At 64.6% G+C, this 13,361-nt stretch carries 10 protein-coding genes; 2 read left to right on the forward strand and 8 right to left on the reverse strand.

Going from position 1 to position 13,361, the window contains the following annotated elements:
• Positions 1–78: 78 nt before the first annotated feature.
• From QXZ85_RS10570 to QXZ85_RS10590, 5 genes are all read right to left on the reverse strand, one after another.
• Entirely contained in the window at positions 79–606 is a 528-nt protein-coding gene (locus tag QXZ85_RS10570; RefSeq protein ID WP_316174048.1) for an alpha/beta hydrolase, read from the reverse strand.
• Positions 555–1,382, reverse strand: coding sequence for a hypothetical protein (locus QXZ85_RS10575; protein WP_316174050.1), 828 nt, complete (start codon positions 1,380–1,382; stop codon positions 555–557). Before QXZ85_RS10575 ends, QXZ85_RS10570 begins: the two co-directional genes overlap by 52 nt.
• A 439-nt stretch (positions 1,383–1,821) precedes the next feature.
• Entirely contained in the window at positions 1,822–2,625 is an 804-nt protein-coding gene (locus tag QXZ85_RS10580; RefSeq protein ID WP_315701938.1) for an intradiol ring-cleavage dioxygenase, read from the reverse strand.
• Between the two features lie 152 nt (positions 2,626–2,777).
• The gene (map, locus tag QXZ85_RS10585) at positions 2,778–3,602 is read right to left on the reverse strand and encodes a type I methionyl aminopeptidase (protein ID WP_315701937.1); all 825 of its coding nucleotides are present in this window, start codon (positions 3,600–3,602) and stop codon (positions 2,778–2,780) included.
• Between the two features lie 88 nt (positions 3,603–3,690).
• Positions 3,691–5,010, reverse strand: coding sequence for a mechanosensitive ion channel family protein (locus QXZ85_RS10590; protein WP_315701936.1), 1,320 nt, complete (start codon positions 5,008–5,010; stop codon positions 3,691–3,693).
• Between the two features lie 220 nt (positions 5,011–5,230).
• Between QXZ85_RS10590 and QXZ85_RS10595 the strand changes: the two genes are divergently transcribed.
• Positions 5,231–7,024 (forward strand): potassium/proton antiporter, encoded by a 1,794-nt coding sequence (locus tag QXZ85_RS10595; protein ID WP_315701935.1) that lies wholly within the window; start codon positions 5,231–5,233, stop codon positions 7,022–7,024.
• Between the two features lie 16 nt (positions 7,025–7,040).
• On the opposite strand, the gene QXZ85_RS10600 is transcribed toward QXZ85_RS10595, so the two are convergent.
• Positions 7,041–7,565, reverse strand: a complete 525-nt coding sequence (locus QXZ85_RS10600) for a hypothetical protein (RefSeq protein WP_315701934.1) — start codon at positions 7,563–7,565, stop codon at positions 7,041–7,043.
• 110 nt (positions 7,566–7,675) lie between these two features.
• On the reverse strand, positions 7,676–8,674 hold the full coding sequence (gene mepA, locus QXZ85_RS10605) for a penicillin-insensitive murein endopeptidase (protein WP_315701933.1): 999 nt from the start codon (positions 8,672–8,674) through the stop codon (positions 7,676–7,678).
• A gap of 482 nt (positions 8,675–9,156) precedes the next feature.
• Between mepA and QXZ85_RS10610 the strand changes: the two genes are divergently transcribed.
• A complete protein-coding gene (locus QXZ85_RS10610) occupies positions 9,157–11,382 on the forward strand; it encodes a putative bifunctional diguanylate cyclase/phosphodiesterase (RefSeq protein ID WP_315729938.1) in 2,226 nt (741 codons plus the stop codon).
• A 60-nt stretch (positions 11,383–11,442) separates the two neighbouring features.
• Here the strand turns inward: QXZ85_RS10610 and lepA are convergent, their stop codons facing one another.
• Positions 11,443–13,254: a translation elongation factor 4 gene (gene lepA, locus QXZ85_RS10615; RefSeq protein WP_315701931.1), complete on the reverse strand. Its 1,812-nt coding sequence runs from the start codon at positions 13,252–13,254 to the stop codon at positions 11,443–11,445.
• Between the last annotated feature and the right edge of the window lie 107 nt (positions 13,255–13,361).

The raw sequence follows: 13,361 nt of genomic DNA on the forward strand, positions 1-13,361 counted from the left end.
GGGAGCATGCCTTGCGGCGAGGAATTTGCAACCGCCAAGTGTAACTGGCGCGCCGCCCGCGGACGCTCTCACATCGCGTCAGGGGGCGCGCGGCCTCATCCCCACCGCCAGGAAACGCTCGATCATCGCATTGACCTGGTCGGCCACCTCGATCGTATTGAAATGACCGGCCAGCATCGTCTTGGCGACGACGAGCTGCGGACACAGCTGCTGCAGGCGGTCGAGGTCGCGCGCCATGTTGACCATCGGCACATCGGCGGAGATGTAGGCCATGGGCAGCCGGCAGGTCGCGGCCGCCGGTTCGGGGTCGTGTGACAGGGCGTTGACGAAGGCCGAGACGGCGACATACTGCGGCGTGGCCTCGCAGGGCGGACGGATATACGCGTCGAAGATCGCCTTACGCCGGGCCGGATCGTCATAGTCGCAGCCGATCTCCCAGGCATTCGCCCGCGAGGTGGCCAGATAATTCGGTCCGCTGATGCCTTCGACCAATTGGCGAATGGCAGGCGCCTCCCGGAGGTGGCTCGGAGGCGGCACGATCGAGTCGATCATGATCAGGCCGCTCGCGAGGTCCGGATGGCGGCCGCAGAGCTCGAGCGAGAGCATGCCGCACTGCGTAGCAGGTGGACGTTATTCGGCGCCTTCAGGCTTGCGACATCGACATTGGGGCCGGCGGTCGTGACCGCCTCGACCTCGATGAGGCCCATGGCATCGATGATCCGCTGCACCAGCTCGCCTTGGCCCTGCGCGCCGGTGCTGCAGCTGATCAGCACGCGCGGCTGCTTGACGGTCGCCTTCCACGGGGCGCGCCAAGGCTCCGACCAGCTGGGCTGGTCGAGCAGCGGCCCGACATATCTGACGTTGGTGGGAAGCCAGTCGGCCTCGAAGTCGAACGCGCGGCTCGTCGCCAACAACACGCGAGCCGGCCGGTCGAACAGGTCCATGACATGGCTGACGCCGGCAACGCCGAGATGCGCACAGCTTTCGTTGAGATCCGGCAGGAACTCGTTCATGAAATCCGAGAACCGTTGGTTGGCAGCATCGATTTCGGCGCGTTGCTGCAGGGTCTTCGCCGCGCCTAAGCCGCTGGTGGCGGGCGGCTGGCCGGCCAGAGGTCGAATGCCGATGTGCGGCGAGAGCATTGCTGCGGGGGCGCCGGCGGCTTCGGCTCCGAGCACGATATCCAGGCTTAGAACGGCGTCGGTTTCAGCCCTGCCGAGTTCGTCGCGGATGTCGGCTGCATAGCGCGTCGCCGGCTCGAATACCGTACGTTTGATCAAGTCTCCCATATTGGCGAAGTCGGTCGGGTCTGCGTCGTTGCCGACCGGAGCGCGATCCCAACTCACGAAATCGAATGCAGCGGCCAGGACCTCGTCAGGCATCGCCGGGTCGGCCATCACCCTGACGAGGTGCCCCCTCTGCCGAAGCTGGCGGCCGGCCGTGAGCAGAGGATTGAGGTTGCCGGATGTGCCTCATGATGCGAGCAGGAAATTGTACGACACGATGCGAGCCTCCATGATTGTCCGACGGATCCGTTCAGGTGTCGGCGAAGGCGGGCCAGCGCTCGGCTGGACGCCGACGAACGGCCTGATGCGGCACGCCTCGGCAATGTCGGCTACGGGAGAATGTCGCGTCGAAATGCGATGGTTACGCGTGTAATGGTCCGGTTACGGTGTGTAGCTGGCGGACTCGGGCCGCCATATCTCGGCCATGACAGGGCCTCTACCGGACAAGTTTGTTCGTCGTCGCCGATGCGGCACGATCGGGCGTCGCGCGCAGCCGCGCCTGCGGCTGCCGGCGCAACTAAGAACGGAGCGGCAGTCAGAACGGGCTGCGCCTCAGGCCCGGCACCAGCGCGGCCAGGCGATCCTTGATCCACGGCGCGCGGGTGGGCGGACCGCTCGGCATGATGTCGGCGCTCGGCCTCGCATTGCGATCGACCGCCAGCGTCAGCAGCGCGACATAGCGGTCGCGCTCCTCCTTCACCGCACAATAGGCGCGGTGGTCGGGATCGGCTTGTGTGGCGACCCGATCATTGGCGTTGATCACCAGGCGCTGTTTCGGCCGTCCCGTGTAGTCGGGCACATTGTTGTAGATGAATTCGTTCAGTGCTTCCGGGAAGAAGGTCTGTCCCGTCAACGCGGTATGCTCATCCAGGAACACCTTGAAATGGACATGCGTGGCACGTCCCGCATACCAGCCTGGATAGATGGTGCTGAACGCGGCCCAGCCCGCGGCATCGGCAAGCTGCGTGCCGCGCAAGAATGTCTTGCCGGTCTGGTCGATATTGTGCCCGTCGCCTTGGTCGCGAAACGCCGAATAGAGCCCGTGCGCGTCGCAATGCCAGATATCGACCCGCGCGCCCGCGATCGGCGTACATGATCCGGCTTCGATCACGCGCAGCTGCAATGATAAGGGCACGCCGGGCCGGCCTTCGGTGATATCGGCGCGCACCAGCTTCGGGTCGAGGTAATAGGGCCCTTCTTCGGATTGCGGCGTCAGGATGCAGGAGTCGTCGACAGCGGAAGCGGTCGCCTCCGCGGCGCGCCCAGGACCGGCCGGCAACAGGCTTGCTGCTCCGGCAGAGGCGAGGCCCAGAAATCCCCGGCGTGTTGCGTGTGTCAAGCATGCCTCCTCTCGCGCGATGGAGGTTGCACTCCATCAGCGCGGGATGGCAACAATCGGACCGCCGCACGAGGCGGCCAAAGCCGACGGGAGGCGTCGCCCAGATTTCGACGACGGACTTAGATGTCAGGCTTACACGTCAGACTTACATGTCAGACTTGGACGAAAGGCTTCTCGCCGTGACGCTCGGACAGCGTGAAAATCTCGACACCGTCATTGGTCACGCCGACCGAATGCTCGAACTGCGCCGACAACGAACGGTCGCGGGTCACCGCGGTCCAGCCGTCCGAGAGGATCTTCACATGCGGCTTGCCGAGATTGATCATCGGCTCGATCGTGAAGAACATGCCGGGCTTGAGCGGCACGCCTTCGCCGGGTCGCCCGACATGGATGATGTTCGGCTCGTCGTGGAACAGGCGGCCAAGGCCATGGCCGCAGAAGTCACGCACCACGCTCATCCCCTGCGGCTCGACGAAGCTCTGGATCGCATGTCCGATGTCACCGGTGGTGGCACCGGGTCTGACCGCGGCGATGCCGCGCATCATCGATTCATAGGTCACTTCGATCAGCCGCTCCGACTTGCGCGAGATCGCGCCCACCGCGTACATCCGGCTGGAGTCGCCGTACCAGCCGTCGACGATGAAGGTGACGTCGATGTTGACGATGTCGCCTTCCTTCAACGGGCGATCGCTCGGCATGCCGTGGCAGACGACGTGATTGATCGAGACGCAGGTGGAATAGCGATAGCCGCGATACATCAGCGTGGCCGGATAGGCGCCATGGCTGAAGGCGAACTCGCGGACGAATTCGTCGATTCGCGAGGTCGGGATACCGGGTTTGACGAGGTCGGTGAGTTCGTCGAGGCACTTGGACACCAGCCGGCCGGCCTTGCGCATGCCGGCAAAGCCGGCCGCTCCGTGCAGCTTGATTTGGCCGGTCTTGCGCAATGCGTTGTCGGTGGCTTCGATGTAGCTCATGGGCGCGGTTTGTTCCCGAGAATTCGCTGGTTTAAGGGTCTAATTTAATGATCGTAGCGCCCCGCGCAAGCGCGGGGAGCACCGGAGCCTAGCCCGTCGGCACTTCCACCGTGGTTTCCACGGGGAGCGCCCCGCCACGGACGCGGATTTCGCGCACGGGATAGGGCACGCGGATGCCCTCGCGCTTGAAGGCGTCCCAGAGCGACAGCATGATCTCGCTCTTGATGCTGTCCATGTCGCCGGGATCGGAAATCCAGGCCGTCAGCGAGAATTTCATCCCGGCTTCGGTGAATTCGGTGAGCAGGCAGTTCGGCGGCTTGGATTTCAGGGTCCGCGGCGTGGCCGCGGCGATTCCGATCGCGAGCTTGCAAACGAGCCTGGGATCGGCGTCGTAATTGGTGCCGAAATTGACCTTCACCAGCGTGTTCTTGTCGGTGTAGGTCCAATTGGTCACCTTCTGGGTCACGAGGTCTTCATTGGGGATCAGGAATTCGCGGCCATCGCCCGCGGCGACCGAGATGTAGCGGGTGTTCATGGCGCTGATGCGCCCGGAACTGTCGCCGATGGTGACGAGATCGCCCGGCTTCACCGATTTGTCGGCGAGCAGGATGATGCCGCTGATGAAATTGGCGACGATCTTCTGCAGGCCGAAACCGATGCCGACGCCCGCGGCGCCCGAGAAGATCGCCAGCGCCGAGAGATTGATGCCCACCGCGCTCAAGGCGATCGCGACCGCCAGGATCAGCAGCCCCATGCGCACCATCTTGATCAGGAGCACCTGGATCGACGGCGTGAGATCGGTAGAGCGGGTGATGCGGCCTTCGACGAAATTGCTGGCGATGTTGGTCAGCCACAGGGCTGCGATCAGCAGCACGCCGAGCTTGATGACCAGGAGCGGCGTCAGTCGCAGGCCGCCCAGCACCACCGACACCGAATCGAGGGCGTCGAGCACGGCGTCGAGCTGGCCGATGATGCTGAGCGCGGCGACGAGCCAGGCCGAGATCGACACCACCCGCACCAGCAGCGTGTTGCGGATCACCGAGGTGACGAGCCGAATCACGAGCCAGGCGAGCGCAAGCTTCAATGCGACTGCGAGCAGATAGCTGCGGCTCGGCCAGGTCCACAGCACCATGACCGTGCGAGCGATCCGCATCAGGATCACGAAAACCACCGTCGTCAGGCTTTCGACCAGGACGCGCAGGAACTGCCTGAGCGGCCCCGGCCAGCCCATCGCCAGCGAGGTCAGATCGATGCGGGAGCGGATCGCCGCGCCCGCGGCAAAGGCCAATCCGGCCCCGGCCAGCAGCAGGCCGAACTGCAGGTAGAACCAGGGCGAGGTGACCTCGGCGCCAACCGACCGGGCGGCCGTCTGCAGGGCGGTCAGAACGTCGTTGAGGTCGAAGTCCATCGGGATTCTCGGATTGGAGCGGAGCCCCGAATCGATGTGGTGATTCGGGGAATTGGCGGGTCTTCCGCACGAGTGGGCCGCGCGGACGCCCATATACCAGTATACAGGCGATGCGCGTAACCGCCCAAAATGGACATATCGCCGCGATTTGCGCAAATCCGGTTGGCGGGCGAGTATGGCGCCGATAAGACTGTAACAGTCGGATTCAGTTGCACTTTTGATGTCCTCTCTCGACGCCGTCAGTATTGCCATTCTTCTGGGCGCGGTCCTCGTCATGGCCGGCATCCTGTCGAGCCTGCTCGCGCTGCGGTTCGGGGCCCCCCTGCTTCTGGCGTTTCTGGTGATCGGCATGCTGGCCGGGGACTCCGGCCCAGGCCATATCGAATTCCAGGACGTGCGGACCACCTATCTGGTGGGATCGGTCGCGCTCGCGCTGATCCTGTTCGACGGCGGCTTGCGGACCCGCTTTCAAAGCATCCGCGCCGTGCTGGCGCCATCGATGGTGCTGGCCACGATTGGTGTGCTGCTGACCGCGTTCATCACTGCACCGGTCGCCAAATACGCGCTGGATTTGAATTGGACCGAGGGGCTCCTGGTGGGCGCTGTGGTCGCGTCGACCGATGCGGCCGCCGTCTTCCTGTTGGTCCATGCGCAGGGGCTGCGGCTACGTCCCCGCGTCGGCGCGACGCTCGAAGCGGAGTCCGGCAGCAACGATCCCTTTGCGGTGTTTCTCACGCTGACCTTGGTCGAGTTGATCTCGGTCGGTCACGGCTCGTTCGGCCATTTCATGGCCGAGCTTGCACGTGAGGCCATCCTGGGCGTTTTGTTCGGCGTCGTCGGGGGACGCTGCGTGGTGATCGCGCTGAATAAAGTGGCGCTGCCGCAGGGCCTGCACGCCCCCTTCGTCACGACGGCAGCCCTCGTCATTTTCGGCGCGGCGCAGATTGCCCACGCCTCCGGCTTTCTCGCCGTCTATCTGGCCGGCATCATCATCGGCAACCGGCCGACCCGCGCCCACAATTCGATCGTGACGTTTCTCGATGCCGCGACCTGGCTCGCGCAGATCGTGATGTTCGTGCTGCTCGGGCTTCTGGTCTCGCCGTTGCGGCTGCTCGACAGCATCGTGCCGGCGGTCGCCGTTGCGCTGGTGCTGATGCTGGTGGCGCGGCCGCTTGCGGTGTTCGTGTGCCTGATGCCGTTTCGCTTCAACTGGCGCGAGAAGCTGTTCATGGCCTGGACCGGCCTGCGCGGCGCGGTCGCGATCTTCCTGGCCTCGATCCCGATGCTGGTCGGCCTGTCCAAGGCCTATCTCTATTTCGATGTCGCCTTCGTCGTGGTCATCATCTCACTGGTCGCCCAGGGCTGGACGCTCGGTACGGCGGCGCGGCGCTTGCAGGTGGCGCTCCCGCGCACCGATCGCGGTCCCCGCCGCGTCGAGCTCGATCTGCCTGGCCAGCTGGAGCAGCAGCTGGTCGGCTATCCGATCCGCGCCAAGAGCCTGTTCTTTCGACGCGGCCTCATCCCGTCCTGGTCGAAGCCGACGCTGGTGATTCGCAACGAGCAGATCCTTTCGCCGGTCGAAGCCGACCCGATCGCGCCCGGCGACTATCTGTATCTGCTGGCGCCGCCCGAGAAGGCCGAGTCGCTGGACCGCTTCTTCGTCGACATGCCGCCGTCCTCGGCACCTGATCCGCATCTGCTCGGTGATTTCATGGTGTCGGCCGAGCACACGCTCGAGGAGCTCGCGGAGATCTACGGCGTCAAGGTGGCCGAAGGCGAGGCCAAGCTCACGCTCGCCGACTATTTCGATGTCCATCTCGATCACGCGCCGAAGGAGGGAGCGACGCTCGCACTCGACGCCATCGTGCTGGTGGCGCGCTCGATCTCGGGCGGGAGGGTCAATGTCGTCGGCCTGCGCCTGCCGGAGGAGGAAGAGGCTGCCCCGGTCGCGACGCGCACCGAGCAGCTCAAGCGCAAACTGGCCGATGTCTGGGCCTCGGTAGCGGGGGTTTAGATGTCAAGAAGCGTCATCATTCCGCGGGCAGGATCGCGATCGAAATCGCGTCCTCCTTGGTGCCGCTGATCTGCAGCACGAGGGGCTTGGCCGCGAGTTCGTATTTCATGGTTTTGCGAATCCCGCCGCAGTCGGTGGCGCCGCTGAAGGCGATCGGCTTGATGAAATGTCCGTCCTGCAGCACGTCGATCCAGCCGCCGCTGGAGAGGCTGATGGTGTAGATGCCGGGCTTCGGTGCGGTCGTGATCCGCGCAAAGCCGGCGAAGGTGCCGTCCTTCGGCGCGCGTTCCGGCGCGGAGGGCAGCTTCGCCTCGGCTGGTGGGACCAGGCCGAGTGTGAAGCCCGATTGGGGGATGGCGGCGAATTCGTTGCCCGAGGCGAGCCGCGCGCGATCAGGGGCCGTCAACGCGGCGCGTTCGCGGTCGATGGGCCATTTGAACTTATCGCAGCCGCTCGGCTCTTCTGCCGCAAGGGCGGTGGTGGCGCCGATCAGGGTCAGTGCAAGCGCAAAAGAGGCAGATGAAGGCCGAGAGATGGACATGACGACACCAGGCAATCCGCCGCGGCAGGGCGGGGACTTTTGATCAAGAGAGCTGCGGGCGGGACCGTCATCCCGGATGATGAAAGCGCTTACGGCGCTTCGGTATGATATTAGCGGATGTTCCCCGCTTTGGTGATCCCAATCCCGTTAGCCATCCCGGCATTCGTCTTTGCATCCGGCGCATGCAACACGGCGCGGCACTCCGGCGGCAATTGCGCCATCGTGATCGGAGGCACCGGCTTGGGCGGCTCCTTGGGCGGCGGCGGATGCAGCACCGAGTCCTGAAACCAAAAGGCCAGATCGGCGGCGCTGCAACCATCGCCGCCCTCCTGCTCCTTCTGGCCGTGACACTCCTTGTCGCCCGGCGGGCAAGTGATCCGGATATGGAAATGATAGTCGTGGCCCCACCAGGGCCGCACCTTCCTCAGCCAGCTGCGGTCGCCCTTGGCGTCGCGGCACAGCGCCTTCTTGATCGCGGCGTTGACGAAGATGCGCTGAACCGCCGGCTCCCGCGCGGCGTCGCGGATGACGGCAAGATGTCCCGGCGTAAAGACGCGCGGATCGACGTCGAGCCGATCCTCCCGCACCATCATGACCGCTGACGTCTCCTCGCGCTCCTCCCGCGACAGGCGGTGATCGGGCATCGGCGTCAGCCAGATGTCGGCATCGAGCCCGATCTGATGGCTGGCATGGCCGCTCAGAGCCGGGCCGCCGCGCGGCTGGCTGATATCGCCGACCAGAATGCCGGGCCAGCCGGCGTCCTTGTGCGCCTTGGCCGCCAGCCGCTTCAGCAGCGCGATCAGTTGCGGGTGTCCCCAGTTGCGGTTTCGTGACAGCCGCATCACCTGCCAGGCGTCGCCGTTGATCGGCATCGGCTCGGCGCCCGCAAGACAGCCGCGATTGTAAGTCCCGATCACCTTGGTCGGCAGCGCCGCAGACAGCAGCTTGCGCGCGAACAGTTCCTTTGCAGGCGTGTCGGGATCGTCCGGGTGCTCCAGCGGAGGCAGCGGCTTCGGATCGACGCTGCCCTTGTCCTGCGCCGAGGCAGGCCACGCGGTCAACGTGGCGATGATGGCGAGAAGCGCGATCAGAGGAGGGCGAGCTTGCATCGGATCACTCTGTTCTGTCGACCATACCACAGGTCGTCGCTTCTGCCCATTTTGCCGCGCCGGGTCCCGCGCTCAGCCAGGTGCTCGGACGGTCCTCGTTCCTGGAGCCGCCGCCGATCGGCGGATGGAACGCAGCTCGACGGGCGGAGGCATGTGAGATGCACCGCGCCATTAAGCGCTTGGCAACCTTGATCCCAACTCGGCGGTTTCCCGCGTCGGCCGTGGAACACACGCCTTGGGTGTGCCTCTGCGCGCGTTCATTTCTCTCCATTACTCGGTATGCGGGATTATTACCACCCGGCGTTTCGTCCTGCTTATCGTCGGTTGTGGACCGCTTGTGATCCGCTTGTGCGACGGGGGCTCGCGCTGTTTTCAAGGCATCGCCTTCAGGTTGCATAGCAAAACCGTCGGCGGAACGAGATACCATTTTTTCAGACCTTGGCCGACAACATCGTGATTGAGTAAGTTGAGTGAGGCGGTGCATGCGGCCCATCAGGCCAATGAAGCGAAAGAAACCGATGCGGGTGCCGCAGGCACGCGCGCAGTTCCGTCCCGTCAAACCCAATCCATTGCTCCCGACGCTGGCGGCCTCGCCGCCGATTGAAGCGGAGGAGATCGCACGCACCCGCGCCGAAGCTGCGGCCGCCATTGCCGACGCCCAAAAGGCGCACGAACGCCTGGTCGAGGCGATCGATATTCTGCCGCAAGGCATCGTCTTCCTCGATGCGGAAGGCCGTTACATCCTCTGGAACAAGAAATACGCCGAGATCTACAATCGCAGCTCGGACCAGTTCCAGCCGGGTGCGCGGCTGCAGGATACGATCCGGGTCGGCATTGCGCGCGGCGATTACCCCGAAGCGATCGGGCGGGAAGACGAATGGGTCTCCGATCGGCTCGACAAGCTGTTTCATCCGTGCGGGCCTCACGAACAGAAATTGTCGGACGGCCGTGTCATCCTGATCGAGGAGCGTCTGACCGACGATGGCGGCATTATCGGGCTGCGCGTCGATATCACCGCGTTGAAGCAGCGCGAGGAGTCCTTTCGCCTCCTGTTCGACGGCAATCCTGTTCCGATGATCGTCTGTGCGCAGGACGATGGGCAGGTCCTTGGCGTCAATGACGCGGCCGCAGAGCACTACGGCTACAGCCGGGCCGAGTTCAAGCAACTCGGCATCCGCAACCTGCAGGCCTTCGAGAGCGATCCGCCCTGGGCCAATGAGCGCCCGAGCGAAGAGCAGGCTGCGCGGACCTGGAAGCATGTGCGCGCCGACGGCGCCCTGATCGATCTCGCCATCTATTCGCGGCACCTCGTCTATGAGGAGAGGCCCGCGGTTCTGCTGGCGCTGATGGACATCACCGAACGCAAGCGGGCGGAGGCGCGGCTTGCGTTCCTGGCCCAGCACGATGCGATGACCGGCCTGCCCAACCGCAACCTGCTGCGTCAGCAGATGGACGACATGCTGGCGCAGACGCGGCGCGGCTCCGACAAGATGGCGGTGCTGGTGCTCGGGCTCGACAGTTTCAAGTCCGTCAACGACACGCTGGGCCACGGCGTGGGCGACAAGTTGTTGCGCGCGGTCGCCAAGCGGCTGCGGTCGGTTCTGCGCGAAAAGGACATCGTGGCGCGGCTCAATTCGGATGAGTTCGCGGTGGTCCAGGGTGGCCTGAGCCGCCCGGAGGATGCCGCGCAGCTGTGCCGGCGGCTGTTGCAGGCGCTCGCCGATCCTTATTTGCTCGACGGTCATTCCATCGTGATCGGGGCCACGGTCGGCATCGCCATGGCGCCCAGCGACGGCGACGACGCCGAGAAGCTGCTGAAGAACGCCGATATGGCGCTGTCACGCGCCAAGAGCGAGACGCGCGGCACGTTCAGCTATTTCGAGGCGGGCATGGATGCGCGCGCCCAAAGCCGCCGCAAGATGGAAATCGAATTGCGCGATGCGATCCGGCGCGAAGTCCTGCAGGCTTACTATCAGCCGCTGATCGACCTCTCGAGCGGGCGCATCACCGGCTTCGAGGCGCTGGTGCGCTGGCCGCATCCGGAGCGCGGCATGATCCCGCCCTCGGAGTTCATTCCGATCGCCGAGGAAACCGGGTTGATCTCCGCCCTCGGTCGGCTGATGCTGCGCCAGGCCTGCTTTGATGCGGCGAGTTGGCCCGACGACGTTCGTGTCGCCGTCAATCTGTCGCCGCTGCAGTTTCGGGTCGGCAATGTGCTGTCGCAGGTGATGGACGTGCTGAAGCAGTCCGGCCTGCCGCCGACGCGGCTCGAGCTCGAGATCACCGAGACCCTGGTGTTGGAAAAGAGCGGCCAGGTGCTCGCGACGTTGCATGCGTTGCGCGCGCTCGGGGTGCGGATCTCGATGGACGATTTCGGCACCGGCTATTCCAGCTTGAGCTATCTGCGCAGCTTTCCGTTCGACAAGATCAAGGTCGACCAGTCGTTCATTCGCGATCTCGCGGCCAACCGCGAGGCCCAGGCGATCGTCCGCTCGATCGTCAGCCTTGGCAAGGGGCTTGGCGTGACCATCACCGCCGAGGGCGTCGAAACCGAGGCCGAGCTGCGCTGCCTGCGCGCCGAGGGCTGCCACGAAGGACAGGGCTTCCTGTTCAGCCGGCCACGCCCCAATGCCGAGATCGTCGGACTGTTGCAGGCGCAATGCGATGCGGATCAAAGGTCGTCCGGCCCGAGGGTGCTGGTGGCCTAGCTCAAGCAGACCTTTACCGCGCTTGCCGAGCCGCCCCAGGCGCGACCCATCGAGGCTGCCTCAGCTATCCACCTTGAGCGCGGCGATGAAGGCTTCCTGCGGAATGTCGACCTTGCCGAACTGCCGCATCTTCTTCTTGCCTTCCTTCTGCTTCTCCAGAAGTTTTCGTTTACGCGTGATGTCGCCGCCGTAGCATTTCGCAGTGACGTCCTTGCGCAGCGCGCGTACGGTCTCGCGCGCGATCACCTTGCCGCCGATCGCCGCCTGGATCGGGATCTGGAACATGTGCGGCGGGATCAGCTCCTTCATCTTCTCGACCATGGCGCGGCCGCGCCCTTCGGCACGGGTCCGATGCACCAGCATCGACAGCGCGTCCACCGGCTCGTTGTTGACGAGGATCTGCATCTTGACCAGATCGGCCGGCTTGTAGTCGGTCAGGTGATAGTCGAACGACGCATAGCCCTTGGAGACGGATTTCAAGCGGTCGTAGAAGTCGAACACCACTTCGTTCAGCGGCAGATCGTATTTCACCATCGCGCGGGTGCCGACGTAGGTCAGCTCCTTCTGGCTGCCGCGGCGGTCCTGGCAGAGCTTCAATACGCTGCCGAGATATTCGTCCGGCGTCAGGATCGTGGCCTCGATCCAGGGCTCCTGGATCTCGGCGATCTTGACCACGTCGGGCATGTCGACCGGGTTGTGGATCTCGATCTCGGTGCCGTCCGTCAGTTTCATCTTGTAGATGACCGAAGGCGCGGTCGCGATCAGGTTGAGGTCGAATTCGCGGCTGAGCCGTTCCTGGATGATCTCGAGGTGCAGCAGCCCGAGGAAGCCGCAGCGGAAGCCGAAGCCCAGCGCGGCCGAGGTCTCCATCTCGAAGGAGAAGCTGGCGTCGTTGAGGCGCAATTTGCCCATCGCGGCGCGCAGCGTTTCGAAATCGTCCGCATCGACCGGGAACAGGCCGCAGAACACGACCGGGATCGCCGGCTTGAAGCCCGGCAGCATTTCCGACACGGGCTTGCGATCGTCGGTGATGGTGTCGCCGACGCGCGTGTCGGCCACTTCCTTGATCGCGGCGGTGATGAAGCCGATCTCGCCGGGGCCGAGCTCGTCGACCTGCTGCATCTTCGGCGTGAAGAAGCCGACGCGCTCGACGTCATAGGCGGCACCGGTGCCCATCATCCGGATGCGCTGGCCCTTCTTCATGACGCCGTCGACGATGCGCACCAGCACGACGACGCCGAGATAGACGTCGTACCAGCTGTCGACCAGCAGAGCCTTCAAGGTCGCCTCGCGGTCGCCCTTCGGCGGCGGCAGCCGGGTGACGATCGCCTCCAGCACGTCCGGAACGCCCAACCCCGTCTTGGCTGAGATCATCACCGCGTCCGAGGCGTCGATGCCGATCACGTCTTCGATCTGCTGCTTGATCTTGTCGGGCTCGGCGGCCGGCAGATCGATCTTGTTGAGGACCGGGACGATCTCGTGGTTGTTGTCGAGCGCCTGATAGACGTTGGCGAGGGTTTGCGCCTCAACGCCCTGGCTGGCGTCGACCACCAGGAGCGAGCCTTCGCAGGCCGCCAGCGACCGCGAGACCTCGTAGGCGAAGTCGACGTGGCCGGGCGTGTCCATCAGGTTGAAGATGTAATCCTTGCCGTCCTTGGCCCGGTAGTGCAGGCGCACCGTCTGCGCCTTGATGGTGATGCCGCGCTCGCGCTCGATGTCCATCGAATCGAGCACCTGCTCCTTGCCCGCCATCTCGCGGTCCGACAGGCCGCCTGTCATCTGGATCAGGCGGTCGGCCAAGGTCGACTTTCCATGGTCGATATGGGCGACGATGGAGAAGTTGCGGATGTTGGGAATGGGGACGGTCGTCATGCGCCGCGCAGATAGCATTCAGGCCCCAAAGCAGCAACCATATTGCTGAATTTGAAGGAGCTTTCTTCACGGCAAGCTGATTCCATCGGGCCGGAAAACGCGGTACC

Origin of the sequence: Bradyrhizobium sp. SZCCHNGR1005, assembly GCF_032489995.1 — a bacterium.
GTDB lineage: Bacteria > Pseudomonadota > Alphaproteobacteria > Rhizobiales > Xanthobacteraceae > Bradyrhizobium.

What these genes read in the sequence shown, in the direction of transcription:
- QXZ85_RS10570 (WP_316174048.1), bottom strand. Translation starts at nt 606, where the DNA reads ATGCTCTCGCTCGAGCTCTGCGGCCGCCATCCGGACCTCGCGAGCGGC.
- QXZ85_RS10575 (WP_316174050.1), bottom strand. Translation starts at nt 1,382, where the DNA reads ATGCCTGACGAGGTCCTGGCCGCTGCATTCGATTTCGTGAGTTGGGAT.
- map (WP_315701937.1), bottom strand. Translation starts at nt 3,602, where the DNA reads ATGAGCTACATCGAAGCCACCGACAACGCATTGCGCAAGACCGGCCAA.
- QXZ85_RS10590 (WP_315701936.1), bottom strand. Translation starts at nt 5,010, where the DNA reads ATGGACTTCGACCTCAACGACGTTCTGACCGCCCTGCAGACGGCCGCC.
- QXZ85_RS10595 (WP_315701935.1), top strand. Translation starts at nt 5,231, where the DNA reads ATGTCCTCTCTCGACGCCGTCAGTATTGCCATTCTTCTGGGCGCGGTC.
- QXZ85_RS10600 (WP_315701934.1), bottom strand. Translation starts at nt 7,565, where the DNA reads ATGTCCATCTCTCGGCCTTCATCTGCCTCTTTTGCGCTTGCACTGACC.
- mepA (WP_315701933.1), bottom strand. Translation starts at nt 8,674, where the DNA reads ATGCAAGCTCGCCCTCCTCTGATCGCGCTTCTCGCCATCATCGCCACG.
- QXZ85_RS10610 (WP_315729938.1), top strand. Translation starts at nt 9,157, where the DNA reads ATGCGGCCCATCAGGCCAATGAAGCGAAAGAAACCGATGCGGGTGCCG.
- lepA (WP_315701931.1), bottom strand. Translation starts at nt 13,254, where the DNA reads ATGACGACCGTCCCCATTCCCAACATCCGCAACTTCTCCATCGTCGCC.